The 24299-nt window shown below is 64.1% G+C and carries 30 protein-coding genes; 15 read left to right on the forward strand and 15 right to left on the reverse strand.

Annotated elements, in window-relative coordinates; genetic code table 11:
* Both BM222_RS10575 and sseA read left to right on the forward strand, forming a co-directional pair.
* On the forward strand, nucleotides 1–303 hold a 303-nt coding region (locus tag BM222_RS10575), incomplete at its 5' end, for a transposase (RefSeq protein ID WP_502690884.1).
* A 119-nt stretch (nucleotides 304–422) separates the two neighbouring features.
* Nucleotides 423–1277 (forward strand): 3-mercaptopyruvate sulfurtransferase, encoded by an 855-nt coding sequence (gene sseA, locus BM222_RS10580; RefSeq protein ID WP_092228218.1) that lies wholly within the window; start codon nucleotides 423–425, stop codon nucleotides 1275–1277.
* Between the two features lie 2 nt (nucleotides 1278–1279).
* Here the strand turns inward: sseA and BM222_RS10585 are convergent, their stop codons facing one another.
* The gene (locus BM222_RS10585; protein WP_092228219.1) at nucleotides 1280–2068 is read right to left on the reverse strand and encodes a hypothetical protein; all 789 of its coding nucleotides are present in this window, start codon (nucleotides 2066–2068) and stop codon (nucleotides 1280–1282) included.
* Between the two features lie 369 nt (nucleotides 2069–2437).
* On the opposite strand from BM222_RS10585, the gene BM222_RS10590 reads away from it, so the two are divergent.
* A complete protein-coding gene (locus BM222_RS10590) occupies nucleotides 2438–3613 on the forward strand; it encodes a L,D-transpeptidase family protein (protein WP_177243159.1) in 1176 nt (391 codons plus the stop codon).
* A gap of 156 nt (nucleotides 3614–3769) precedes the next feature.
* Nucleotides 3770–4738, forward strand: a complete 969-nt coding sequence (locus tag BM222_RS10595) for an NAD-dependent epimerase/dehydratase family protein (RefSeq protein WP_092228221.1) — start codon at nucleotides 3770–3772, stop codon at nucleotides 4736–4738.
* A 47-nt stretch (nucleotides 4739–4785) separates the two neighbouring features.
* Here BM222_RS10595 and BM222_RS10600 read toward each other — a convergent pair whose 3' ends face one another.
* Nucleotides 4786–5748 (reverse strand): D-2-hydroxyacid dehydrogenase family protein, encoded by a 963-nt coding sequence (locus BM222_RS10600; RefSeq protein WP_092228418.1) that lies wholly within the window; start codon nucleotides 5746–5748, stop codon nucleotides 4786–4788.
* 131 nt (nucleotides 5749–5879) lie between these two features.
* Nucleotides 5880–6095: a hypothetical protein gene (locus BM222_RS10605; protein WP_092228222.1), complete on the reverse strand. Its 216-nt coding sequence runs from the start codon at nucleotides 6093–6095 to the stop codon at nucleotides 5880–5882.
* A gap of 233 nt (nucleotides 6096–6328) precedes the next feature.
* Here BM222_RS10605 and ettA point away from each other — a divergent pair, with 233 nt between their 5' ends.
* Together ettA and BM222_RS10615 are read left to right on the forward strand one after the other, a co-directional pair.
* Nucleotides 6329–7978, forward strand: coding sequence for an energy-dependent translational throttle protein EttA (ettA, locus tag BM222_RS10610; RefSeq protein WP_092228223.1), 1650 nt, complete (start codon nucleotides 6329–6331; stop codon nucleotides 7976–7978).
* A 4-nt stretch (nucleotides 7979–7982) separates the two neighbouring features.
* Nucleotides 7983–9209: a lytic murein transglycosylase gene (locus tag BM222_RS10615; protein ID WP_092228224.1), complete on the forward strand. Its 1227-nt coding sequence runs from the start codon at nucleotides 7983–7985 to the stop codon at nucleotides 9207–9209.
* A 95-nt stretch (nucleotides 9210–9304) separates the two neighbouring features.
* Here BM222_RS10615 and BM222_RS10620 read toward each other — a convergent pair whose 3' ends face one another.
* Both BM222_RS10620 and BM222_RS10625 read right to left on the reverse strand, forming a co-directional pair.
* Nucleotides 9305–9589: a hypothetical protein gene (locus BM222_RS10620; protein WP_092228225.1), complete on the reverse strand. Its 285-nt coding sequence runs from the start codon at nucleotides 9587–9589 to the stop codon at nucleotides 9305–9307.
* A gap of 234 nt (nucleotides 9590–9823) precedes the next feature.
* The gene (locus BM222_RS10625; RefSeq protein WP_502690885.1) at nucleotides 9824–10147 is read right to left on the reverse strand and encodes a hypothetical protein; all 324 of its coding nucleotides are present in this window, start codon (nucleotides 10145–10147) and stop codon (nucleotides 9824–9826) included.
* A 140-nt stretch (nucleotides 10148–10287) separates the two neighbouring features.
* Here BM222_RS10625 and BM222_RS10630 point away from each other — a divergent pair, with 140 nt between their 5' ends.
* From BM222_RS10630 to bfr, 3 genes are all read left to right on the forward strand, one after another.
* Nucleotides 10288–10590, forward strand: a complete 303-nt coding sequence (locus BM222_RS10630) for a hypothetical protein (protein ID WP_092228419.1) — start codon at nucleotides 10288–10290, stop codon at nucleotides 10588–10590.
* Between the two features lie 165 nt (nucleotides 10591–10755).
* On the forward strand, nucleotides 10756–11028 hold the full coding sequence (locus BM222_RS10635) for a (2Fe-2S)-binding protein (protein WP_092228227.1): 273 nt from the start codon (nucleotides 10756–10758) through the stop codon (nucleotides 11026–11028).
* A gap of 134 nt (nucleotides 11029–11162) precedes the next feature.
* Nucleotides 11163–11651 (forward strand): bacterioferritin, encoded by a 489-nt coding sequence (bfr, locus tag BM222_RS10640; protein WP_011089420.1) that lies wholly within the window; start codon nucleotides 11163–11165, stop codon nucleotides 11649–11651.
* A gap of 75 nt (nucleotides 11652–11726) precedes the next feature.
* On the opposite strand, the gene BM222_RS10645 is transcribed toward bfr, so the two are convergent.
* Nucleotides 11727–12329 (reverse strand): MSMEG_1061 family FMN-dependent PPOX-type flavoprotein, encoded by a 603-nt coding sequence (locus BM222_RS10645; RefSeq protein ID WP_092228228.1) that lies wholly within the window; start codon nucleotides 12327–12329, stop codon nucleotides 11727–11729.
* A gap of 128 nt (nucleotides 12330–12457) precedes the next feature.
* Entirely contained in the window at nucleotides 12458–13519 is a 1062-nt protein-coding gene (locus BM222_RS10650; protein ID WP_092228229.1) for an alpha/beta fold hydrolase, read from the reverse strand.
* 134 nt (nucleotides 13520–13653) lie between these two features.
* Here BM222_RS10650 and BM222_RS10655 point away from each other — a divergent pair, with 134 nt between their 5' ends.
* Together BM222_RS10655 and BM222_RS10660 are read left to right on the forward strand one after the other, a co-directional pair.
* Nucleotides 13654–13920 (forward strand): DUF2277 domain-containing protein, encoded by a 267-nt coding sequence (locus tag BM222_RS10655; protein WP_092228230.1) that lies wholly within the window; start codon nucleotides 13654–13656, stop codon nucleotides 13918–13920.
* Between the two features lie 84 nt (nucleotides 13921–14004).
* Nucleotides 14005–14220: a hypothetical protein gene (locus BM222_RS10660; protein ID WP_092228420.1), complete on the forward strand. Its 216-nt coding sequence runs from the start codon at nucleotides 14005–14007 to the stop codon at nucleotides 14218–14220.
* A gap of 8 nt (nucleotides 14221–14228) precedes the next feature.
* Here the strand turns inward: BM222_RS10660 and BM222_RS10665 are convergent, their stop codons facing one another.
* The 3 genes from BM222_RS10665 to BM222_RS10675 all read right to left on the reverse strand — a co-directional run bounded on the left by BM222_RS10665 (nucleotide 14229) and on the right by BM222_RS10675 (nucleotide 16071).
* Nucleotides 14229–14738, reverse strand: coding sequence for a collagen-like domain-containing protein (locus tag BM222_RS10665; RefSeq protein ID WP_092228231.1), 510 nt, complete (start codon nucleotides 14736–14738; stop codon nucleotides 14229–14231).
* Between the two features lie 119 nt (nucleotides 14739–14857).
* Nucleotides 14858–15106 (reverse strand): helix-turn-helix domain-containing protein, encoded by a 249-nt coding sequence (locus tag BM222_RS10670; protein ID WP_092228232.1) that lies wholly within the window; start codon nucleotides 15104–15106, stop codon nucleotides 14858–14860.
* Between the two features lie 197 nt (nucleotides 15107–15303).
* Nucleotides 15304–16071 (reverse strand): SDR family NAD(P)-dependent oxidoreductase, encoded by a 768-nt coding sequence (locus BM222_RS10675; RefSeq protein WP_092228233.1) that lies wholly within the window; start codon nucleotides 16069–16071, stop codon nucleotides 15304–15306.
* Between the two features lie 111 nt (nucleotides 16072–16182).
* Between BM222_RS10675 and BM222_RS10680 the strand changes: the two genes are divergently transcribed.
* On the forward strand, nucleotides 16183–16668 hold the full coding sequence (locus BM222_RS10680; protein WP_092228234.1) for a molecular chaperone DnaJ: 486 nt from the start codon (nucleotides 16183–16185) through the stop codon (nucleotides 16666–16668).
* 128 nt (nucleotides 16669–16796) lie between these two features.
* Here BM222_RS10680 and BM222_RS40975 read toward each other — a convergent pair whose 3' ends face one another.
* Nucleotides 16797–17057 carry a hypothetical protein gene (locus BM222_RS40975; RefSeq protein ID WP_177243138.1) on the reverse strand — a complete coding sequence of 87 codons (261 nt, stop codon included), beginning with the start codon at nucleotides 17055–17057 and terminating at the stop codon, nucleotides 16797–16799.
* 534 nt (nucleotides 17058–17591) lie between these two features.
* On the opposite strand from BM222_RS40975, the gene BM222_RS10690 reads away from it, so the two are divergent.
* Entirely contained in the window at nucleotides 17592–18026 is a 435-nt protein-coding gene (locus BM222_RS10690; RefSeq protein WP_092228235.1) for a hypothetical protein, read from the forward strand.
* 163 nt (nucleotides 18027–18189) lie between these two features.
* Here the strand turns inward: BM222_RS10690 and BM222_RS10695 are convergent, their stop codons facing one another.
* Both BM222_RS10695 and BM222_RS10700 read right to left on the reverse strand, forming a co-directional pair.
* Complete coding sequence (locus BM222_RS10695) at nucleotides 18190–18882, reverse strand: glutathione S-transferase family protein (RefSeq protein WP_092228236.1); 693 nt, start codon at nucleotides 18880–18882, stop codon at nucleotides 18190–18192.
* A gap of 115 nt (nucleotides 18883–18997) precedes the next feature.
* The gene (locus tag BM222_RS10700; protein WP_092228421.1) at nucleotides 18998–19390 is read right to left on the reverse strand and encodes a hypothetical protein; all 393 of its coding nucleotides are present in this window, start codon (nucleotides 19388–19390) and stop codon (nucleotides 18998–19000) included.
* A gap of 211 nt (nucleotides 19391–19601) precedes the next feature.
* Between BM222_RS10700 and BM222_RS10705 the strand changes: the two genes are divergently transcribed.
* Nucleotides 19602–20330: an SDR family oxidoreductase gene (locus tag BM222_RS10705; protein ID WP_092228237.1), complete on the forward strand. Its 729-nt coding sequence runs from the start codon at nucleotides 19602–19604 to the stop codon at nucleotides 20328–20330.
* 155 nt (nucleotides 20331–20485) lie between these two features.
* On the opposite strand, the gene BM222_RS10710 is transcribed toward BM222_RS10705, so the two are convergent.
* On the reverse strand, nucleotides 20486–21004 hold the full coding sequence (locus BM222_RS10710) for a mismatch-specific DNA-glycosylase (RefSeq protein ID WP_177243139.1): 519 nt from the start codon (nucleotides 21002–21004) through the stop codon (nucleotides 20486–20488).
* 563 nt (nucleotides 21005–21567) lie between these two features.
* On the opposite strand from BM222_RS10710, the gene BM222_RS10715 reads away from it, so the two are divergent.
* Entirely contained in the window at nucleotides 21568–21867 is a 300-nt protein-coding gene (locus BM222_RS10715; protein WP_092228239.1) for a hypothetical protein, read from the forward strand.
* A 368-nt stretch (nucleotides 21868–22235) separates the two neighbouring features.
* Here BM222_RS10715 and thiC read toward each other — a convergent pair whose 3' ends face one another.
* Entirely contained in the window at nucleotides 22236–24134 is a 1899-nt protein-coding gene (thiC, locus tag BM222_RS10720) for a phosphomethylpyrimidine synthase ThiC (protein ID WP_092228240.1), read from the reverse strand.
* Nucleotides 24135–24299: the final 165 nt, after the last annotated feature.

Below are 24299 nucleotides of genomic sequence, written 5' to 3' on the forward strand. Positions count from 1 at the left end.
ATTGCCGGGCTCTATCGCCGGCGATGGGCCATCGAGTTGTTCTTTCGCTGGGTCAAGCAGACCCTCAAGATCACCCGCTTCGTGGGCACCTCCGAGAATGCCGTGCGAATCCAGATCTCCGTCGCCCTGATCGCCTTTCTGCTGCTGCGCCTGGCCCAGGCCGCCCAAAAAGCCGTTCAGAGCCCGCTCGTCTTCGCCAGGCTCGTCCGCACCAATCTCATGCACCGCAGATCGATCCAAAATCTGGACGCGCCCGAGCCAGTCCTTCAAGATCACAGACAGATGAGCCTCAGTCTATGCTAAGCGCTCAACCGGACAGCCGTGGGCTTGTCCCGGCCATCCACGTCTTCGCCGCAACAAAGAACGTGGATGGCCGGGACAAGCCCGGCCGTGACGACTGAGACAATTGCCGGAGCACGCCAATGACCGCCATGGATCCTCTCGTCTCCACCGAATGGCTCGCCGCCCACATCAACGATTCCAACGTCAGGGTGCTCGACGCCAGCTTCAAGCTGCCGGGCGTGCTGCCGCTGCCGAAGGATGACTATCTGGCCGCGCATCTGCCGGGTGCTGTGTTCTTCGACGTCGATGCGGTGTCGGATCATTCCAACCCGCTGCCGCACATGTATCCGAACGCCGAGCAGTTCGGTCGCGATGTCGGCAATCTCGGCATCTCCAATGCCGACACCGTCGTCATCTACGATGCCGGCGGCTGGGTTGCCGCGCCGCGCGCGTGGTGGATGTTCCTGACCTTCGGCCACGGCAATGTGCGCATCCTCAACGGCGGCCTGAAGAAGTGGCGCGCCGAGGGGCGCGCCGTGGAGAGCGGCGAAGTCAAGCCGAAGCCGGCGTCGTTCAAGGCGAGCTACGATCCGAAGCGCGTGCGCAGCATGGAGCAGCTGATCGCGAACGTCGAAAGCAGCAAGGAGCAGGTGATCGACGCACGCGCCGCCGATCGCTTCGAAGGCCGCGCGCCCGAGCCGCGTGCCGGCATCCGCTCTGGCCACATTCCCGGCGCGCGCAACGTTCCCTATGGCCAGCTGTTCGACGCGGCGACCGGCACGATGAAGCCGCTCGACGATCTCCGCGCCGCCTTCACCGGCGCCGGCGTCAAGCTGGACAAGCCGATCGTGACAAGCTGCGGCTCCGGGGTTTCGGCCGGCGTGCTGACGCTCGCGCTCTATCGCCTGGGAGTAACCGACACCGCGCTCTATGACGGCTCATGGTCGGAATGGGGCCAGGAAAAAGGCCCGCCGATCGCGACCGGGCCTGCGTAACGTCAGCGCGTTCGGGCGGCCGTGGTGGCCAGCGTCTGCTGTTGCTGGCCGAACGGATCGAGCGCCTGCTGGAGTTGCTGAGGCGGCGGGCGCCGCACGATTCGATGACGCTTCTTCGGCTTGTGCGCCCGCGGCTTGCTCGATTGCGTCGCGCCGTCGGCCTTGGACTTCGCCGGCGACTTCTTGGCGGAAGTGGGCGCAAGCTCGTTCAGCGCGGCCAGCCGGGCGGCCGCGATGTCGCTCACGCGCGAGGCCAGCGCCGGTGTCGCGGTTCGCGGCACGTCGGTGGCAGACATCGTCGGGGCCGGTGCAATGGCGGCGATGGAAGCCGTCGTGTCGGCCGGAGTGAGTGTGTCGGTGGGCGAGGGTGCGGCTGCCTCGCTCTTCGCCGGCTCGGGGGCTGGTGCTTCGGTGGGGACCGGAGCCGCCTCGATATCGGGAGCGACAGCGGTGACCTGAGGCTCAGGCTGCGCTGCGAGCGTCACAGCCGCCATCTGCTCGGGTCCGGTCTCGACCGCCGGCAGGGCGATGGTCGGGACCTGATCCGGCACCACGGACGTCGCCTCAATGGCGACCGGAGCGGCGGGCTCGACGCGCAGGGTCGCGAGCACCGGCTCGGCCGGCTCGGGGCCTTGCGCGAACACCTGCTCCTGCGGGCCGTTCCGCCAGGACGGATTGCTGACATATTGCTCATGGGTCGCCCGCAGCAGCGAGGTGGCCCCTAAGCCGAAGACCAGGATGGAGGTAGACAGCAGGATCGCGGCAAGCAGGAAGCGAAAGCCGGGAAGCATGGATAGGTTACGAATTTCCGCCCCGGCGGTGTGTGGCCAGGGCCCATGAGCCATCCGAACGCGGTGACGGTACTGAGTGCCGCGTTCGCCAGGCGGTAATTCGAACTCAAAGCGGTGGCGAATCGGGCTGATTCGACCATATCGCAACACCTCAGTGCCGTTCCCTAAAAAACGCGGCCGATAACTCCGGCAATCAACGCCGTGATGCGATTTCCACCCCGTGATGCAACGGGGCAACTGTGTGCGATCGCATCACAAATCGCTACATGCGGCACAAATCGGCCTGTTATGTCTTGAATGTGCCGCTATCTTCGGTCATCTGGCGCGTCAGTGGTCCGGACGGGGCCCGGGGTCTATACAAGAGCGATGATGATCAAACATTTTCTGACGATATGCGCTGCCGCAACAGTCGCTGCGGCGGGAACCTCGCTTGCACACGCCCAGAGCTATCCGGTTCAGCAGGCGCCGGGCTACGGCGCCCCGGCCGAATATCGGCCTGGCGACCGCACCCCGAATTTCGACTCGCTGGATGACGACGAGGATGCGGCGCCGCGGGCTTCGTTGCCGCCGCCCGGTCCGGCTGAGGATCCGCGCTACGCCCGCCCGGCTGGCGTTCCCCCCGTCTACTCCGCCGCTCCGCCGCAGGGCCCGGTGATGTCGCCGGATGATCCGCGTTACGGCCGTCCGGCTGGCGCTCCGCCTGTTTATTCTGCCGCCCCGCCGCAAGGGCCGGTGATGTCGCCCGACGATCCCCGCTACGGTCGCCCCGCCGCTCCGCCCGCGGTGATCTATGCCGACCGCCCGGGCCAGGCGCCCGCCAACGACGGCATGCGTCCGCCGGAAGCCGTTGGTGGCCCGGCCGCGACCGGCGCCGTCCCGCAGCAATCCGGCGCGGATGGCCGGCCCATGTCGGTCGCCTCGCTGCCGCCCGAGGAGCAGCCGGACGCGGCCCCGGCGCAGCTCGCGCCGAACCTGCGCCGCCAGGAAGTTGCGTTCCAGACCAAGGAGCCGGCAGGCACCATCGTCGTCGATACGCCGAACACCTACCTCTATTACGTCCTCGGCAACGGCCGGGCGATCCGCTACGGCGTCCGCGTCGGCCGCGACGGCTTCACCTGGACCGGTGTGCAGAAGATCACCCGCAAGGCCGAGTGGCCGGATTGGCATCCGCCGGCGGAAATGATCGAGCGTCAGCCCTATCTGCCGCGCTTCATGGCCGGCGGTGAAGGTAACCCGCTGGGCGCCCGTGCCATGTATCTCGGCTCGACCGTGTACCGGATCCACGGCACCAACCAGCCTTCGACGATCGGCAAGTTCGTCTCCTCGGGCTGTATCGGCATGCTGAATGAGGACGTCTCGGACCTGTTTGATCGCGTCAAGGTCGGCACCCGCGTGGTGGTAATGCCGGGCAATCCGCCGCAGGCAACCGCATCGGCCGCGCCTGTGCCCGGTGCACCGGCTCCGATGGCCGCCCAGGCGGGCCCGGTCCCCGGCACGCAGCCGACCGTCGTGCCGCCGCTGCCCGCGCCGGTCACGGTACGCTAGCTAGACCTGCTCGCAAAGCTCGATCAACTGCGGCGCGTGTGCTTCGGCCACGCGCCGCAATCATTTGACGCATGCGCATTCGCGCCTCCGCTCGCTTGAATCCATGCCCGGCTCGACTACGTCCCGGCTGATTGCAACGAATGCGAGGAGCACAGGATGCGAATCTTTGTTGCGGGCGCCACGGGTGCCCTGGGCCGCCAACTCGTCCCCCTCCTTGTCGCGGCCGGCCACTCGGTCGTCGCTTCGACGCGAAACGCGGCAAAAGTAGCCGGTCTCAGGGAATTAGGCGCCGAACCCGTCATTGCCGACGGCCTCGACGCGTCGGACATCCGCGCTGCCGTGATCTCGACGGGACCCGATGTGGTCATCCATCAGATGACTGACCTCGCCGCCGCCACGGATCTGCGGCATTTCGACCGCGCATTCGCGAGAACGAATGAGCTGCGCACGCGCGGAACCGACAATCTACTCGCCGCCGCGCGCGAGGCCGGCGCCAACCGTTTCATTGCACAGAGCTTCTGCGGATGGACCTTCAGCCGCGACGGCGGAGCGATCAAGACTGAAGCGGATGCACTTGATCCGAACCCGCCGGAGGAACTGCGTCGTACGCTCGAGGCGATCCGGTATCTGGAGCGGACGGTCACGACGTCGTCGGTGCCCGAAGGGATCGTGCTGCGCTACGGATTCTTCTATGGCCCCGAAACCGGCACGTTGTCGCCGGCCATGAGAGATCAGCTTCGCCAGCGGCGCGTGCCGGTCATCGGGGGCGGCGGCGGCCATTGGTCGTTCATTCACACCGAAGACGCGGCATCTGCGACCCTGGCTGCGGTCGAACGCGGACGTTCCGGCAACATCTACAACATCGTCGACGACCATCCGGCGCAGGTCAGGGATTGGCTGCCGGCACTCGCCGAATTCCTCGGCGCCAAACCGCCACTTCACGTTCCGGCCTGGCTCGGACGGCTGCTCGCGGGCGAACACATGGTTGCGATGATGACCGAGGTGCGCGGGGCCTCCAACGCCAAGGCCAAACGCGAGCTCGGTTGGCTGCCGGCGCATTCCTCCTGGCGTGACGGCTTCGCCGATGCCGCGAGGCATGCCGTGGGCCGGCGCACGGCGGCTTGAGCTCCTACATCATACCGCGATGACTGATCATTCTGATCTGATCGCGTTCAGACGAGCCTGCGCGGCAGCTCGCGGCCCCCGGTGAAGGCGTCGATCGCCTCGACCATCTGGCCGTAATGGATGCGCAAGCCGTCCTCGGTCGCGTAGCCGAGATGCGGTGTCAGCACCAGATTGTCGAGCCTGCGGAAGGGATGATCGACCGGCAGCGGCTCGACCGAGAACACGTCGATGCCCGCGCCTGCGATCTTGCGCTGCTGCAAGGCCTCGAGCAGCGCCTGCTCGTCCACGATCGGCCCGCGAGCGGTGTTGACGAGGAAGGCGGTCGGCTTCATTCGCGCAAGATCTGCGCGGCTGACAAGGCCGCGTGAGCGATCGCTCAGCACGACATGAATGGTGACGATATCGGCCTTGGCGAACAGCTCCTCCTTGGTGGCGTAGCCGACGCCCGCCGCGGCGCACTTCTCCGGCGTCAGGTTCGGGCTCCAGGCGATCACGTTCATGCCGAACGCCTTGGCGATCCCGGCCATCTTGGTGCCGAGCTTGCCGAGGCCGACGACGCCGAGGGTGAGGCCCTCGATCTCCACGCCAGCGAACGTCTGCCAAGGCTCGCCCGCATGCATGCGCGCATTCTCGCGGCCGATGCCGCGGGTCAGCTCCAGGATCAGGCCCATGGTCAGCGGTGCGGTCGGGTCGCGCGAATATTGCGTGCCGGCCACGGCTACGCCGCCTCCCTTGGCGGCCTCCATGTCGATCGCGGCGTTGCGCATGCCTGACGTCAGCAGCAGCTTCAGCTTGGGCAGCTTGTCGAACAGGCTCCTGGGGAACGCCGTACGCTCGCGCATCGCGCAGATGATGTCGAAATCGGCGAGCGCGCTGGCCGCGGCCTGCTCGGAGACAAAGGGATGGCTGAACACCGCGGTGTCGATCCGATCGGACAGTTTCGACCAGTCGGCGACGTCGAGGGCGAGGTTGAAATAGTCGTCGAGGATTGCACAGCGCAGCCGCGTCATCAGCGTCCATCCATGGCGAGAGGAGACGGCACCGGGCAGGGGCGCCACCGTCGGAGCCGGGGTATGGTTGCGCGCAATCAGCCTCGCGCGCAAGCAGTCTGGGTCTTCAAAAGTCCGATAGGAAGCGCGGCTTAGCGATCGCGTGGCTTCAGCCGGATCGGCGCATCCATGCCGTGCTTGGCGCGCCAGGCGGGGCCGGGGCCGCGCATGTAGTGCAGTTCGGGCCGGTAGGGGTTGAAGGCCGTTGCGAAGAAACCCTTCCAGAAGCCCTTGACCTCGGACACGAGCGCGGAGGCGCGACCGGTTCCTGCCGGAACGGGAAGATGATGGGTCTCGATCAGAGCCATGGTGGGCCTCGCTGTGCTCCCCGTTCGTTCTGAGCGGGTGGCGCTGTTGCCGCGCGAAACCGAGCTTTGGCCTGATTTATTAAAAGATAGTTTCAATTGTCCGGATCTGGTCCGGATGGTGTGCGCCCAGTATTCATCCGTGGTGAACGGAGGGAAAACATTGCCCTTTGGAGGCAGGATCGTTACATCGCTGGCTAAGCAAATCTCCTCAAATTGAAGGTTTCACGGGACCGATGGCGCGCCAGTTCGTCTACTTCATGGAAGGCCTGACCAAGAGCTACCCGACCCGCAAGGTCCTCGACAACATTCGCCTGAGCTTTTACCCGGACGCCAAGATCGGCGTTCTCGGCGTCAACGGCTCCGGTAAGTCGACCCTTCTCAAGATCATGGCGGGTCTCGACAAGGAATATACCGGCGAGGCCTGGGTCGCCGAGGGTGCCCGTGTCGGCTATCTCGAACAGGAGCCGCAGCTGGACCCTACGCTTTCCGTACGTGAGAACGTCATGCAGGGCGTCGCCAAGCAGAAGGCGATCCTCGACCGCTATAACGAGCTCGCCGTCAACTATTCGGACGAGACTGCCGACGAGATGACCAAGCTCCAGGACGAGATCGAGGCCCAAGGCCTCTGGGATCTCGACAGCAAGGTCGATCAGGCCATGGACGCGCTGCGTTGCCCGCCTGATGATGCCGACGTGACCAAGCTCTCCGGCGGTGAGCGCCGCCGCGTCGCGCTGTGCCGTCTTTTGCTCGACCAGCCCGAACTTCTTCTGCTGGACGAACCGACCAACCATCTCGACGCCGAGTCGGTGTCATGGCTGGAAGGCCATTTGCGCAACTATCCCGGCGCCATCCTGATCGTCACCCATGATCGCTACTTCCTCGACAACGTCACCGGCTGGATCCTCGAGCTCGATCGCGGCAAGGGCATTCCTTACGAGGGCAATTACTCGTCCTGGCTGATCCAGAAGCAGAAGCGGCTCGAGCAGGAAGGCCGCGAAGACGCCGCGCATCAGAAGACGATTGCGCGCGAGCAGGAGTGGGTCGCTTCCTCGCCGAAGGCCCGTCAGGCCAAGTCGAAGGCGCGCTACCAGCGCTATGAGGAGCTGCTCAAGCAGGCGAGCGAGAAGCAGACCCAGACCGCGCAGATCATCATCCCGGTCGCCGAACGCCTCGGCGCCAATGTGGTCGATTTCGAAGGGCTCAGCAAAGGCTATGGCGATCGCCTCCTGATCGATGATCTCACCTTCAAGCTGCCGCCCGGCGGCATCGTCGGCGTGATCGGCGCGAACGGCGCCGGCAAGACCACGCTGTTCAAGATGATCACGGGGCAGGAGAAGCCGGACAAGGGGACGATCACGGTCGGCGAGACGGTGCATCTCGGATACGTCGATCAGTCGCGCGATGCGCTCGACGGCAAGAAGACTGTGTGGGAGGAAATCTCCGGCGGCAACGAGCTGATCCTGCTCGGCAAGAAGGAAGTGAACTCACGCGGCTATTGCTCGTCATTCAACTTCAAGGGCGCCGACCAGCAGAAGAAGGTCGGCGCGCTCTCCGGCGGTGAGCGCAACCGCGTGCATCTCGCCAAGATGTTGAAATCAGGCGCCAACGTGCTGCTGCTCGACGAGCCGACCAACGACCTCGACGTCGACACGCTGCGCGCGCTCGAAGAGGCGCTGGAGGATTTCGCCGGCTGCGCCGTCATCATCAGCCACGATCGCTGGTTCCTCGACCGCATCGCGACCCACATCCTGGCCTTCGAAGGCGACAGCCATGTCGAATGGTTCGAAGGCAACTTCCAGGATTACGAGAAGGATAAGATGCGCCGGCTCGGCCAGGACAGCATCATCCCGCACCGCGTGAAGTACAAGAAGCTGACGCGGTGATGGCGTGATGCGGCGGGCGCTCATCGCAGCGGTGGTGGTTCTCGCCTGCGGATGGTCGTCCGCCCGCGCCGCCGACGCTGCCTTCACGCAGTTCGTCGCCTCGCTCTGGCCGGAAGCGCAGGCTGCGGGCGTTTCGCGCGCGACGTTCGAGCGAGAGACCCGCGCGCTCGAGCCGGACTACAAGCTGCCCGATCTGATCCTGCCGGGGCGGCCCGCGACCGGCGCGCCGTCCCAGGCCGAATTCGTGCAGGTGCCGGCGGACTATGTCAGAGAAGCCTCGATCGCCAATCTCGCAAGCGAGGGGCAGCGGCTGCTGCGAAAATACAACGCCGCGCTGACGAAAATCGAGAAGAGCTCCGGCGTGCCTGCAACCGTCATGCTGGCGATTTGGGGACGCGAGACCGACTACGGCCGCTACACGCTGCCCTACGATCTCGTTCGCGTGCTGGCGACGCAGGCCTATGTCGGCCGCCGCAAGGACACCTATCGCAACGAGTTCATCCTCGCGTTGAAGATCCTTGGCGAGGGCGTGGTGACGCGCAAGGACATGCGCTCCTCGTGGGCGGGCGCCACCGGGCTCACGCAGTTCCTGCCATCCGAATATTACAAGCATGGCGTCGATTTCGACGGCGATGGCCGCATCGACATCTGGCACTCGGTGCCGGATGCGCTGGCCTCGGCCGCGCAGCAACTCGTCAACAAGGGCTGGCAGAGCGGCGTGCGCTGGGCCTATGAGGTGCGGGCGCCGGCGAACGTCGATTGCACGGTCGGCGTGCCCGAGGTGACGAAACCTATCGGCCAGTGGCTGCGCGAGGGCTTTGTGCCGGTCCGCGACGAGAAGCTCAGCGCCGCCGAGCAAGCGCAGCCGGCATCACTGCTCCAGCCCGAGGGTATCTACGGTCCGGCGTTCCTGACGACGAAGAACTACTTCGTCATCAAGGAATACAATTTCTCCGACCTCTACGTGCTGTTCGTCGGCCATCTCAGCGACCGCATGACGAGCCCGCTGCCGTTTGCGACGCCGTGGTCGGCGTCGAAGCAGTTGCGTACCAGGGATGTCGAGGCGATGCAGCGCGGGCTGACGCGCGTCGGGCTCTACAAGGACAAGATCGACGGCAAGGCCGGGATGCAGACTCGTGCCGCGCTCGGCGCCTATCAGAAGTCGGCCGGACTCAAGGTCGATTGCTGGCCCAGCGAAGAGGTGCTGCGATCGATCCAGGCAGCGCGCTGAACGCGCTTCGCAAAAGAAAAAAGCCCGGCCGATGGTCTCGGCCGGGCTTCGATACGGCGCTCAAGAGCGTCTCACGATCGGATCTTGCGATCAGATCAGTAGCAAACGCGCACCGGGCGGATGACCCAGCCGTAGCCGTCCCAATAGCGCTGACGCTGCCAATAGCAGGGCGGCGGGGGCGGAGCGGGCTCGGCAACGTAAACCGGGCCACCATAGGCCGGACGGCTCGATGCGATGGCGCCGCCGATGATTGCGCCGCCGAGCAGGCCGGCAGCGATGCCGGCCCCAACACCGTCGTGGGCCTGGGCGGACGGCGTGGCGGTCACCAGCGAACCGGCGATCGTCGCGACCGTGAGGGCGGCAACAATAGTCTTCTTCATGCTCTTGGCTCTCCTGGGAGAAGGACGTCCCTTGTTAGGAGCGTCCGGGGTTCAAAGGTTCACGCACACTCTGATGGAATTGGCCTTGCAGCAAGGAAGCGCGCAAATGGTCAATCCACGGTAAACGCGCACGGAGCTGTGACGAGAAAAAGCGGTCTTTTTCGGGCCCGGAGATGAACGGCGCATCCGTAGTGAACCGGCCCGGCTGAATGGGGTCAGGCGGTCTAACGCGCCTCAGCCACAGACTCGGACGCGGCGGACGCGCCAGGCGTAGCCATCCCAGAAGCGCTGCTTCTGCCAGACACAACCGTCGCCATAATAATCGTCGGCGACATAGCCGGGACCCGGCGCGTAGTAGCGGGGTGGATAGTAGCCAGGATCGTACCCCGGACCATAGGCGTAGCCAGGGCCGGGTCCGTAATAATACGGAGAAGCCAGGGCGCCGCCGACAATGGCCCCACCGATAATCCCGGCAGCGACCCCAGCAGCGACTCCGCGCTGAGCATGGGCCGGCGTTCCCGCGGCCAGGACCAGGGTGGCGGCGGCAGCGACTGCCATAAACGTCTTCATTGGCTAACCCTTTCACAGCGAACGCTGAACTCTCGCGGCTAAAGTTCCATATTTCGCTTGAACGATCAATGAACGGTCTGTGGACCACGTGCGACCAATTGGACGAGATCCAAGCGCGGGAGACGAGGATGAGCGCCCTGACCAATGCCCTGATCGCGCTCGGCGCCGTCGGCGTGGTTGGTTATGCCCTGATCACCCATTTGCAGAACCGCGTGCCACGTCCGCGCGCCCGAACGGGTGGCGACGGCAGCGGAAGCGGCGACAGCTATTCGGGTACGTCGAGTGACATCTTTTCATTGGGAAGCTGGTTCTCCAGCGACAGTTCCGGAAGTTCGACCGACAGCGGCAGTTGCTCCGCCGGCGATAGCGGTAGCAGCGGCGGAGATTGCGGGGGCGGTGGCGATGGCGGGAGCGGCGGGGTCAGCGATTAAGCCGGTCGGGGATTATCTTGATCCGGCGCAACGTCCTGCTTTAGAGCCGTTCTAGACTGCCTGCGGGCCAGTTTGGAATAGCTTGAAATACCGATTTTTCCTTTTGCATCCGGGCGGCCCCTTAAATATCGATGATGACGCATCACCGAAGGGCCGCCCGCTTCCATGATCGTTTGTTCCTGTAACGTGCTGAGCGACGACGACATCCGCGCCGCCGTCGCCGAGTCCGACGATGCTGTGCGTCATGCCAAGCAGGTCTATGGATGCCTCGGCTGCAGCGCCGAGTGCGGCCGGTGCGCCCGCACCATCAAGGCGATCATCGACGAAGCGCTCGGCCCTTGCGCCGCTTCGTGCTGTTCCGGCTGCCCGCACAGCCACACCGTGGCCGCCAATGATGAGACGGCCGATCCCGTCCAGTTCGCTCTCGCGGCCTGCTGAAAGAGCTTCCGCAACTTCGGCTCGGCTTTTCCACGGCTGCGTCCTGTCGCTAATTGCTCTCATGTCTGATCTCATTTAGAAGCGTTCTAAAATCGGGTAGGTCCGATTTTGGACTGCAAGAGCTGGAGTGAACCATGCAGGGCGACGCAAAAGTCATCGACTATCTCAACAAGGCGCTGCGTCACGAGCTGACTGCGATCAATCAGTACTGGCTGCACTACCGGTTCCTCGACAATTGGGGCCTCCTCGACATGGCCAAGGTCTGGCGCAAGGAATCCATCGAGGAGATGGAGCACGCCGACAAGCTCACTGCGCGCATCCTGTTCTTCGACGGCTTCCCGAACATGCAGGTGCTCGATCCCCTGCGCATTGGCCAGAATGTCAAGGAAATCATCGAATGCGATCTCGCCGCTGAAATGAGCGCGCGCGCGCTCTACCAGGAAGCGGCGACCTACTGCCACGGCGTCAAGGACTACGTCACGCGCGACCTGTTCGAGAAGCTGATGAGCGACGAGGAGCACCACATCGACTTCCTAGAAACCCAGCTTGATTTGATCGGCCGCATTGGCCTCGAACTCTACACACAGAAGCATGTTGGCGGGCTCGAGGGCGAGGGACACTAGCCTCGGCGTCCATGTCAGCAGCACACTTCAATGTCGTCCCGGCCTTCCGGGGCGACATTTTAGTTTGGGCGCTCGTTACAATTGCGTCTTGTAACGCTCTTCAACGATCTCCTGGCTTTCCGGCTCGCCGAGACCGGTCTGGTCGTGGATGACCTGGCTGATGCTCGGAATTACCGAGCGCTGCACCTTCTCCGGTGACCACAGCTTTGAGCGCATCAACGCCTTGCCGCAATGGAAATAGACCTCGCTGACGGCGACATTCAAGACCGCGCGTGGGGGCTTTCCGAACTCAACCATCGAGGCGAGCAGATCCGGATCGGCCGAAAGCGTACCGCGCCCGCCGACGCGCAGCGTCTCATCGATGCCGGGTACGAAGAACAACATATGGACGAAGCCCGAGCCCTCGACGACGTTGCGAAAACTGTCGATGCGGTTGTTGCCGGCACGGTCCGGCATCAGCAATTGATTCGGGCCAGCGACATGGACAAAGCCAACGCAGCCACCACGCGGTGAGGCATCGACGCTGCCATCGAGGCCTGATGTCGCGAGCACGCAGAACGGCGACATTTCGATGAATTTCCTCGCATGCAGGTCGATCGCAGGACGCGCTTTCGCGATCACGCGCGGCGTCGGTTTCGCATAGATGGTGGCGAGGTCTTCGGCGCAAAGATCGGTCAACGGCGTGCCTCCGCATCGGTTCGCAGCCAAACTACCCGATCGGCTGTTCCCAGCCAACGGAATCCCAGCCGCCTCCGCGGGTACGAGCGACTGATAATGATGGCGCTGCCGCGAGTTCCGACGAAAGCCTACATCGTGCGCTGCGGCGCGTTTTGCAGCAATTGCCGGAGTTGCTCGCTGTAGAATTTTGCGTTGGCGGTGGTGCCGTGGCCGCGCGTCTCGGTGCTTGCGGGGATGAGATACAGCTTGCCGTTCTTGACCCGTTTCATCGCGGCGTCCGTGATGCCGGTCTCGGGAGGGTTGCGCTCGTCATCGGCAGAATTGATCAGCAGCAGCGAAGCCTCGATTGCCTCCAGCTTCTCGGCGGCATTGTAGTCGTGCGAGGAGTCCCACTGGTAGACGTAGTCGTTGGCATCCGCCGTGATCGGCGTCGCAAGGCGCTCCGTGACGATCTCATCGGCCTTGGCCGCGGTCGGCGCCTGTTGCTGATAGGCCAGCGTGCCGCCGCTGCTGGCGATGCCGTAGGCGGTGATGGCGTATTTCATCATGCGGGGCTGGCTGGTGTAGTTGCCGCCATTGTAATCCGGGTCGTTCCTGATGGTGTCGAGCATGATCCGCCTCAGCATCCAGTTCCGCGACGCCATCTCGGTCGGCTGCGAAGCCATCGGCACCAGCGCGTCCATGTCCTTCGGATATTTCTCGCCCCACATCCAGGTCTGCATGCCGCCCATCGAATTGCCGATCACGAGCCGCAAGTGCTTGACGCCGAGGCCTTCGGTCACGAGGCGATGCTGCGCCTCGACCATGTCGTCGTAATCGTATTTCGGAAAGCTCGTTTTCATGCCGTCGGATGGCTTTGACGATCGGCCGTGACCGATCGCGTCTGGAATGATGATGTAATATCTGGATGCATCGAGCGGCTGTCCGGCCCCGAACAACTCGCCGGCGAAGGCCGGTGTCAGCATGCTCGCGCCCGAGCCACCGGTGCCGTGCAGCACCAGCACAGGTTGTCCGGTCGGCTCGCCAACGGTGGTGTAATGCAGCTTTAGTTCCGGCATGACCTCGCCGGTGTGGAACTTGAAATCCTTGGCGATCCAGTCGCCCTGCTTGGGTGCCGGATAATCGGATGCCACTGCCGACGTTGAGATCGACAGCAGAACGGCCGCCAGCGCCGCGCAAGAAGCTTTCATGTTCCTCTCCCTTGCGGCTCACACCCGGGCGGCCGCGTCGGCATGGACCTTAGCAGAATGGGCCGGAAGGATGTAGGATTTCGGCTCCGCCGATCGTCTTAAGAAGAAGCCGCCGGAGAGACTGGAGAGACTGCATGTGCCGCAACATCAAGACGCTGTTCAATTTCGAGCCCCCGGCGACGGAGCATGAGATCCATGCCAGCGCGATCCAGTTCGTGCGCAAGCTGTCAGGCTTCAACAAGCCTTCGCAGGCGAATGAACCGGCCTTCGATCGTGCGGTTGCGGAGGTCGCGGAAGCCGCGCGAAAACTTCTGACCTCGCTGCACACCCATGCACCGGCCCGCGACCGCGAGGTCGAGGCGGAGAAAGCGAAGGAGCGCTCGCGGCTGCGTTTCGGCTAGGTGCTACCGTGATCTGGCTCACGGAAGTGGCGACCGTCATGCGCAATGATGTCTGCCGGGGTTTTGACAACCCGGAGCACGATCATGAGCCGCCTTCTTCTTCCCCTGAAAGCAGGTGCCATCGTTTTCACGCTGTTGTGGACCGCGTGGATGATGTGGTGGAGCGGCTCGTTCTCGAGCGAGTACGTGGTGATCTTCGCCGTCTGTGGCGCTGCGGTCGGCTATCTCTGGTACCGCGCCATGCGCTGGCAGTTCGAGCGCATGGGCATGGTGCCGCACCGTGAGGACCAGGCGAAGTAGCCGCGCCGTTAGCCCTTGTGACCGCGCTTCTTCTTTTTCTTCTTTTTCCTGGGCTCGTCGCCTTCGGCTTCGTCGCTGGCGGCGTCGTCGTCGCTGACCCCGGCGTCTTCAGCCTCGTGGACCGCGGCTTCGAGGGCGGCGCGCTCGGCGGCCTCCTGCTCGCGCCGGCGGCGGCGTTCGTCCCAGGCGTCGAACAGCTGCTCCAGCCACGGCAGAATCTGCTCGATCGACGGCAATTGGCCGGCCGGACCGGCCTCGCCGCGCGGACCCTGAGGACCGGCGGGGCCTTGCGGGCCGGCGGCTCCGCGCGGACCGGGTTCGCCTGGTTTGCCCGGCAGACCGGCCTTGCCTTGTGGACCGGCCTTTCCGGCTGGTCCCGGCTTGCCCTGCGGGCCGGGTTTGCCGCGTGCGCCGTCAGAGCCGCGCTTGCCCGGATGACCCTGCGGTCCCGGCCGTCCCGGCTCGCCCTGCCGCCCGCGCGGACCCGGAGGTCCCTGCCGTCCCTGATCGTCTGCCACGCCACCGCTCCTTCTGCGCACGCAAGCTACTTAGCGGCGTTTGACGACAGCAGCAATTCCGCCCACGCATCATGCCGGGCTGGACAACATCGATCGGCGGACGGCGCGGCCCTCACGCGTCAATCGTGATAGGTCGGGACCTCGATGCCGGACGCCGCGTAGGTCCTGATCTTGTTGCGCAGCGTGCGCACAGACAGGCCGAGCACGCGCGAGGCACGCGTGCGATTGCCGTCGCAGCGTGCAAGCGTCTGGAGCACGAGCTCGCGCTCGACCTCGCCGACGGTCGCACCGATCAGCAGCGGAACGATCTCGTTGGGCGCTAGGAAATTTGCGCCCTGCTCGGACGCGGCGACATAAACATTGGTCATCAATGAACTCCCCGATCAACGCCCGCTTTCATCGTTGGAAGCGGATCGAGAACAAACGACCCCCAAGCCGTAGATCTACGGTGGGCGAGTTTGGTTAACGCAAGGTTAACCGCGAGACATCGCACGAATTGACCTTGGGAATGCCGCCGCGCCGCCGCGATTGGCGCAAAATGCATAGCAAGGTGGCCCGATCTCGCTCACACGTTCAGATATCCGCCGTCCACCATCACGATCGTTCCCGTGACATAGGCCGACAGGTCCGACGCAAGGAAGAGCGCGGGACCGACGATGTCCTCGGGCTTGCCGGCGCGTGCGAGCGGGGTGTGGTCGACGAAGGCCTGTACCAGCGCCGGATTGGTGGCGCGCACATTGGCGTTGAGGTTGGTCTCGATGAAGCCCGGGCCGATCGCGTTGACGCGCACGCCTTCCTTGCCGAGCTCGACTGCGAGTGCCTTGGTGAAGCCCAGCACACCGTGCTTCGAGGTCGTGTACGCCGCCGAGCTTGGTGTCCGCAGATGCATGAATGACTGGATCGAGCCGATATTGACGATGCGGCCCTTGCTGGCGCGCAGGGGAGCGAGGAAGGCCTGCGTCATGTTGAAGACGCCGTTGAGGTTGAGCGAGATGATGTCGTTCCAGTCCTTCGCCACCGCTTCGGTCTCGGCGGTGAAGGCGTTGCGGCGGGTGATGCCGGCATTGTTGACGAGGATCGAGACCTGCCCGACTTTCTCGGCGACCTGCTTCGCCAGCGCAAAGCAATCGTCGCGCCGGGTCACGTCGAGCGCAAAGCTTTCGGCCTTGCCGCCGGCCTTGCGGATCTCCTCGGCGGCCTCGGCGACCGTGTCGGCGTTGACGTCGAGCAGCACGACTTGCGCGCCCTCGCGGGCGTAGCCGGCGGCGATCGCCCGGCCGATGCCGGAGCCTGCACCCGTGACGACGGCGATGTGGTTTGCGAGCAATGCCATGGCGATTTCCTTCCGGATTCGTTTCTAAGTTTCATGAAAGGCTAACTCGAAATTAAGGGGTCGGAAACGGCGGCCTTGGCATACTGATTTCCGTTGCTAAACGTTGCGCGCATGATGGAACGGCTGGAATCCTGGAAACTCGCTCTCGAGCGGCTGCGGTCGGCGGACGGCGCCGATTGGGCCGAGGGCGCCCGGCTGGTGGCCGAGATCATCAGGATGAGCACCGATGTGATGTTGCGGCAGGCCGCCGAGCAGGCGCTGCCTGTGCTGCGCCAGGCCGCGGACAATGACGACCACGGCGTCGCGCTGGCGGCACGGCGCCGCGTCGGGGTGATTCTCGACGTCGTCCACGATCTGACGGCGCCACGCTTCGGCCGGCGCAACGCGGCACCGAAGAAACTGTCGAGCGAGGATCGTGCGCGCAAGATGCTCGGCCTGCCGCTCGCGGTGCAGCTCACCTGCGACGACATCAACCAGGCCTATCGCCGTGCCGCCAAGGGCATGCATCCCGACCAGGGCGGCAGCGCTCAGGCCTTCATCGACCTCTCCGCCGCGCGCGATGTTCTGATCCATCCCGGCGCGCACAAGGACGCGTGACGACGCTCGGCTCGCCTGCGAGGTAGAAAAACGCCCGGGCAAGGATGCTGGCATCGCATCCTTGCCCGGCCCTTGTCGTCCGCCGATCGAATCCTACCAGCTGCAGTGGCCGGCCTTCAACGACCCGCTCAGAGCGTGCAGCGGCGCTCGGCGCGCATCTTGATCTGGAGGTCCGAGGCCTCCGTGAAAGTGGGGAGCGGCTTGCTGACGACCTTGTAGGTCGAGACGCCCCACTGGAGCGGCTTGTAACGGAGGTCCTCGTTCCAGACCTGGCAGATGCCGGTGTTGTCCCAGCGGATCACGTAATAGCCGGTCTTTGCGGACGCGGGCACGGCGAAGACGGAGCTGGCGATGCCGGCGACGGCACAAAGGGCGAAAACGCGATGCATGAAAAAAAATCTCCTGATGGGAACGTGACGAGGAAACTGGTGCGGCAAAACCGCGCCTCTGGCAAGCCGCCGCACGGCCGTTCACGGATATGTCAGGAGCGGGCCGCGTGCTCCGATGCGAAAGCGCGAAACAACCCCATGCACAGTAACAATCGATGGTCAGCCGTAATTTTGGTAAACCGAAATTATTTCTTGACCCGTCGGGCAAAACACCGGCAGGATGGCATGGTGGGATGATGCGGCCCGTGCTGAACCGCGGCTTGCTTCGCCTCTCTCTCGTGCCGCCCGTTTGCGGGAGGTGAGAATCCATCCACCCCGTCATTGCGAGCGCAGCGAAGCAATCCAGACTGCCTCTGCGGAAGAATTCTGGATTTGCTTCGCTGCGCTCGCAATGACGGAGGATGGGGACTTTTCGGGCATCCAGCTGCCAGCTCACTTGCGGACGCTCCCCCCTTCATGTTGCCGCCGCGATCGATCGGGTAAATTGCGGTTTCTGATTCGCAATCCCCGTAAACAAGCCTCCGGAGACGCCCCATGAAGTTTGCTTCCACCTTGCGCGCCGCGCTCGTCGCCATGGCCGCGCTGGCCGGCCTCACGACCTCGGCGATGGCCGATGGCGGCACCGTGGTGCTGACGATCTACAAGGCGGGCTGGATCATCGGCGGTTCGGGCGGCTCGGGCGTGCTGAACTTCCACGGCCGCTCCTATGCGCTCTCGACCGGCGGGCTCGATTACGGCCTCGTCTTCGGTGGCTCCAAGACCGTGCTGCGCGGCCGTGTCTCGAACATCATCAGGCCCTCCGATGTCGCCGGCGTTTACGGTGCGGCCGGTGCCGGCCTCGCCGTCGGCCGCGGCGCCCGCGCCATCGTGCTGACCAACCAGAAGGGCGCGGTGCTGGAGCTGTCGGGCTATCAGACCGGGCTGATGGCGAATGCGGATCTGAGCGGGCTTGCGATCACGATGCGGTAAGCGGTGCCGTAGGGTGGGTTAGCGTCGCGACTGCGCGAAGCGCGGTCGTGATGCGTAACCCACCTCTTTGGTTTCCGCGGTGACAGAAGTGGTGGGCTACGCCGAGCGGTTTGCGCTTCGCGCAATCCGCAGGGCTACTAACCCACCCGACGAGACCGGCGCCCTACGCGCTCACCATGGCATGAACCCGCTCGCAATGCGTGACGAGGTTCTCGTGCGCATCGACGAACGCCTTCAGCGGCGTCGGGATCGGAAAATAATGGATGTTCGCGATGAAGCCGTAGATCCCGGCATCACAGCTGGTCGGCCGCTCGCCATCGACGAAACCGTTCGCCGGAACGATCTCGGCGAGTACCTGTAAATCGGCAAGCCCTCGCGCGTAGGCCTGCTCCGGCGTGTAGCGGCCGATGCCCTGATAGCGATAGCGCTCGGCATTGTAAGCCTTCGCCTTCTCGAATCCATCTGCGTCGATCTGCGGATGCTCCGCCATGAAGCCGTCGCGAAACGCCGGATAATAGCGCTCGTCCTTCCAGCGCGAATAGGACATCACCCAGTAGAGATCGTCCAGCATGCGGGTGACGAAATGATGGGTGCGGCGCTGCGCCGGCGACAGCGCGGCGTCGATGGTGAGGTGATATCTAGCGATCGCATGCGCAATGATCGTCTCGCTGTCGCCGATGCTCTCGCCGTCGTCGACGATATAAGGCAGCTGCCCGCGCGGTGCCGCGGAGGCATCGAACACGTGCTCATGCACGAACGGAACGCCCGACAGTTTCAGGAAGGCGTAGACCTTGAGCCCATAGCCGTTGTTGTCGGCGACACCGAACAATTGCGGGTAGGAATAGAGGGTCAGCATGATGGCACCTCTTTGCACACGTCAATCGAGCCGGTCGCCCCTTGATCACCTCTCCCTCCGGGAGAGGTGATCCAAGTCCGCGGCTCACATCGGTACAATCAATCTCATCTCGCTCTCAGCGCGCCGACAGCTTGGCCTTGTCGTCGGTGGTGGCAGCCTGTGCGCGCTTGCTGGAGCGGATCATCAGGAACGAGCCCGACGTGCCGGGCAGCCGCCAGCGCCCGTCGATCTCGGTCGCCTCGCCATTCATGATGCCGTCGTACTGGACGATGTCGAAGCCGTAACCCGGTGGCTCGTAGCGCTTGACGAACGACACGGCGTGGCCCGAGCGATGGCCAGTAATCGAGGCGTTATGGGTGCGCAGCGGGCAGCGCGGGTTCGAGCACGGCTCGGTGACGCCGCCGCTTAGCGCGCCGCCGGCCTCGACCAGCGTCGCCGTGAAGGTGACCATGCCCGTGCCGGGCTGGATGTAAGTGCCGTCCCAGACACCGGAGAGATCGTCGCTCATTTGCGGCGGCTTCCTCGACATGATGCCCGCCGGGTGAGGCCCGGCCGTTCCACTCTGTGCTTCCACTCAAAGTCGTATCGCTGCCATCAAGCGCTTGCAAGTGTCTGCGCGCGGCGTCGATCGATCGGAGGAGGCCTAACAAGCCGGTGATCCGCGTCGCCAACTCGTTTGGGATCGCTATACTGTCTGACGTCAGCAGGATGGTGATCTCATGGCAAGGCAATTGGAAGGCAAGGTTGCGACCGTCACCGGAGCTGCGTCGGGCATCGGGCTCGCGAGTGCCGAGGCGATGCTGGCCGCCGGCGCGCGCGTGGTGATGGTCGACCGCGACGAGGCGGCGCTCAACGCGCTCTGCGACAAGCATGGCGACGCCGTGATCCCGCTGGTTATCGACCTGCTCGATCCCAGGGATTGCGCAACGCTGCTCCCGCGCGTCCTGGAAACGGCAGGGCAGCTCGACATCCTGCACGCGAATGCAGGCAGCTATGTCGGGGGCGATCTGGTCGATGCTGACACTATCGCGATCGACCGGATGCTGAACCTGAACGTCAACGTCGTGATGAAGAACGTGCACGACGTGCTGCCGCACATGATCGCGCGCCGGACCGGCGACATCATCGTCACCAGCTCGCTGGCGGCGCATTTTCCGACGCCGTGGGAGCCGGTCTATGCGTCGTCCAAATGGGCCATCAACTGCTTCGTGCAGACCGTGCGGCGCCAGGTCTTCAAGCACGGCATCCGTGTCGGCTCGATCTCGCCCGGCCCCGTCGTCACCGCGCTGCTCGCGGACTGGCCGGCCGAGAAGCTGAAGGACGCCAGGGACTCAGGCAGCCTGCTGGAGGCCAGCGAAGTCGCCGACGTGGTGATGTTCATGCTGACCCGTCCGCGCGGCATGACCATCCGCGACGTGGTGATGATGCCGACGAATTTCGATCTGTAGGCGCGGGCTCGTAGGGTGGGTTAGCCGCCCGCAAGCGCGGTCGTGAACCAAGCGAAAATGCAAGGCGTAACCCACCACTTACGTTTCCGCGGCGACAGAAGCGGTGCGTTACGCCGCGCGGTCCGCGCTTCGCGCAGCCGCGCAGCTAACCCACCCTACGAATCAGACCCAATCCACTTCGCCAACTCCCGCCAGGGCGCCGACGTCCAATGCCCCGACGCCGCACCCGATGGCGACGGCAGCACGAAAATTTCCGGCAGGCTGGCATCCCGCATCTGCCGCCCCAGCGAAATCTCGTTCGACGGCCTGCCGTAAAACAAGCTCGCCGCCTTCTTGCTCGTGAACGCAATCGTCTTCGGCCGGTAGCTGTCGATCTTGGCCCTGAAGCTTGATACGTCAATCGTGTCAGGTGCGATCTGGTGATCCATTCCCGCACCCGATTTGGAGAGATCGGTGAAGCCGATCCCGAGATCGATCAGCGCGGCGAACTCGCTCGGCTGATAGCGCCGCGGCGTGATCCCGGACTCATGGAGCGCGCGCCAGAAGCGGTTGCCGGGATGGGCGTAGTAGTGCCCAAGCTCGGCCGAACGCGTCGAGGCGGCGGTGCCGACGAAGACGAGGCGGAGGTTGGGGCGGAGTTGATCGGGGAGGCGGTAGAGGGCGGCTACGGGCACGTCGATTGTCCGTCGGATTTCGTAGGGTGGGTTAGCCGCCCACAAGCGTGATCGTTCAACACGCGACGGCGCAAGGCGTAACCCACCACGTCTGGAGTGGCTTCGGATGACAAGTGGTGGGTTGGCCGCCCACAAGTTTGGGCGTTCAACATGCGACGGCGCAAGGCGTAACCCACCATGTCTAGAGAGGCTTTGAATGCAAGATGGTGGGTTACGCTACGCTAACCCACCCTACGGCTGCGCTGGCCTGCCGAAGGATGAGACTCGAGAGTCTGCAGCGGGTCAACCGCGTCGGTCTAGCCCCGTTTAAGTGAGGTCGGTCTACCTCTGGCAGCCGACATATCCTCGACCGTCGGATGCGGCAGCGAAGGGCCTGGGCGGACTCGTGCGCCGCAACAAAGCAGCACCGTTAGTCGAGATGCGGCAGTGTCGCTGTCGCTTGCGAAGCTTGAACCAAACTCAATCGACGAAGACAAATCTTCATCGAGATTGCATTGAGGCTCGCTCCTCAAAGTAGCTCGTACATGCCTCTTGGACATTTCACACAATGATGGAGGTAGCCAATGCCGATCGTTCAATTCACTCGCTTCAAGACCGAGAAGCCCGAGGAAATGACCCGGGTCGTCAGGCAGGCGAAGAAAATCTTCGAGAAACACGGTGCGGAATTTCTTCGGCTGTCCCGCTTCCACACCGGCCCGTGGGCTGGAGAGTTGCTGGTGACGACGCGCTACGCCAATTGGGAAGTTTACGGTAAAGTGCAGGAGGCCGTGTCAAAGGACGCGGAGTTCGCGCAGGTGTATGCGGATGGACTGAAGCTTGCGGAACTAACGGGCCGTAATATCGCTGTCAGCATCGATCTGTAGTCGGAGCGCCGCTCGGCGAACCACGTCAAGCGAGGAGGCCGCCGGACACATTGCCGGCGGCCTTCTTTCTAGTCCGATGGATTGCACTGCATTACGGCCTCGCCAACCAAGACTCAGGGTCATTCGCGTCGGTCGGGACGCATGCCAGCCCCTTCCGGTGGACAGGGAGCACCGTTCATTCACATCGGAGACATTCCCCGGAGTGCATCGCTGCTCCAGGTTTATGTTGGTGTTCTGTGGCAAGGAGAGGTGCTTGCTGGTCCGCTGGAGAGGTACGCGTAGAGCTTTTTCCCGAAAACGGGCGCCTTGGCGCCCGTTTCAACACTAACGAAATTGTTGCAGGAGAAGAGCGGGCTTAGCCATCCCCCTCACAGCACCTTGTTGCTCTCCTTCACCTTCTCCGCATCCAGATAAACGCTGCTCCCCATCTCCTTGAACTTCGCGCTCATCTTGGCCATGCCGTCTTCGGCGGTGCCGGCCATCGACATGCCCACGCTGTTCGGATCGTTCAGCGTCGCCGCGTAATCCCGCACGTCCTGGGTGATCTTCATCGAGCAGAACTTCGGTCCGCACATCGAGCAGAAATGCGCGACCTTGTGGGCTTCCTTCGGCAGGGTCTCGTCGTGGAAGTTTTTCGCGGTATCAGGATCGAGGCCGAGGTTGAACTGGTCGGTCCAGCGGAATTCGAAGCGGGCGCGGGAGAGGGCGTCGTCGCGCAGTTGGGCTGCGGGGTGGCCCTTGGCGAGATCGCTGGCGTGGGCCGCGATCTTGTAGGTGATGACGCCGGTCTTGACGTCGTTGCGATCGGGGAGGCCGAGATGCTCCTTCGGCGTGACGTAGCAGAGCATGGCGCAGCCGAACCAGCCGATCATGGCCGCACCGATGCCTGAGGTGATGTGGTCATAGCCCGGTGCGATGTCGGTGGTCAGCGGTCCAAGCGTGTAGAACGGCGCTTCGCCGCACTCCTTGAGCTGCTTGTCCATGTTGATCTTGATCTTGTGCATCGGCACGTGGCCGGGGCCTTCGATCATGACCTGGCAGCCCTTGTCCCACGCGATTTTTGTCAATTCGCCGAGCGTTTCGAGCTCGGCAAACTGCGCACGATCGTTGGCATCGGCGATCGAGCCGGGGCGCAGGCCGTCGCCGAGCGAGAACGAGACGTCGTACTTGCGCATGAGGTCGCAGATCTCGTCGAAATGCGTGTAGAGGAAGCTCTCCTTGTGATGCGCCAGGCACCACTTCGCCATGATCGAGCCGCCGCGGCTGACGATGCCGGTGACGCGGCTGGCGGTGAGGTGGATGTATTGCAGGCGGACGCCGGCGTGGATGGTGAAATAGTCGACGCCCTGCTCGCACTGCTCGATCAGCGTGTCCTTGTAGAGCTCCCAGGTCAGCTTCACTGGATCGCCGTTGCACTTCTCCAGCGCCTGATAGATCGGCACCGTGCCGATCGGCACCGGCGCGTTGCGCAAAATCCATTCGCGGGTGGTGTGGATGTTGCGCCCCGTCGAGAGGTCCATCACGGTGTCGGCACCCCAGCGGATCGCCCACACCATCTTCTCGACCTCTTCCTCGACCGACGAGGTCACCGCCGAGTTGCCGATATTGGCGTTGATCTTGGTCAGGAAGTTGCGGCCGATGATCATCGGCTCGAGTTCGCTGTGATTGATGTTGGAGGGGATGATGGCGCGGCCGCGCGCGATCTCTGAGCGCACGAACTCCGGCGTGATGAAGGCGGGCACCGAGGCGCCGAAGCTTTCGCCATCGGCCAGCGCTGCTTCCGCGCGCTCGAGCTGCTGCTTGCGGCCGAGGTTTTCGCGCGCGGCGACGTAGATCATCTCCTTGGTGATAATGCCGGCGCGGGCGAATTCGAGCTGGGTGATCTTGTGGCCGTCGAGGCCGCGCAAGGGCCTGTGATAGGCGCTGAACGCGCGTGCGGCATTGTCGGTGGAGACGCTGCCATTGTCCTCCGGCTTGATCTGCCGTCCGTCATATTCCTCGACGCCGCCGCGCTCCAGCACCCACTGCTTGCGGTTGCGGGGCAGGCCGGCGTTGACGTCGATGGTCACGGATGGATCGGTGTAGGGGCCCGAGGTGTCGTACACCGGCAGGTTCGGCTCGCCGGCACCTTCCGACAGGATGATCTCGCGCAGCGGCACGCGCAGATCGGGTGCGGCGTCGGGCGAGGCGAAGATTTTTCGCGAGGAGGGAAGCGGGCCGGTGGTGACGGCGGGGATGGTCTTGTCGGGATTGGAGCGGATGTTCATGGGATCCTCCTTTTAGTTCGTTGGTATCGCTGAGCGAGCGACAAATACCGCCGTCATCCCCGCGAAAGCGGGGATCCAGTATTCCAGAGGCGGTGATGAGATGCGGATAGGCTGCGGCGTACTGGATCGCCCGGTCAAGCCGGGCGATGACAGTTGAAGGGGTGG

Source organism: Bradyrhizobium sp. Gha (genome assembly GCF_900113735.1).
Classification (GTDB): Bacteria; Pseudomonadota; Alphaproteobacteria; order Rhizobiales; family Xanthobacteraceae; genus Bradyrhizobium.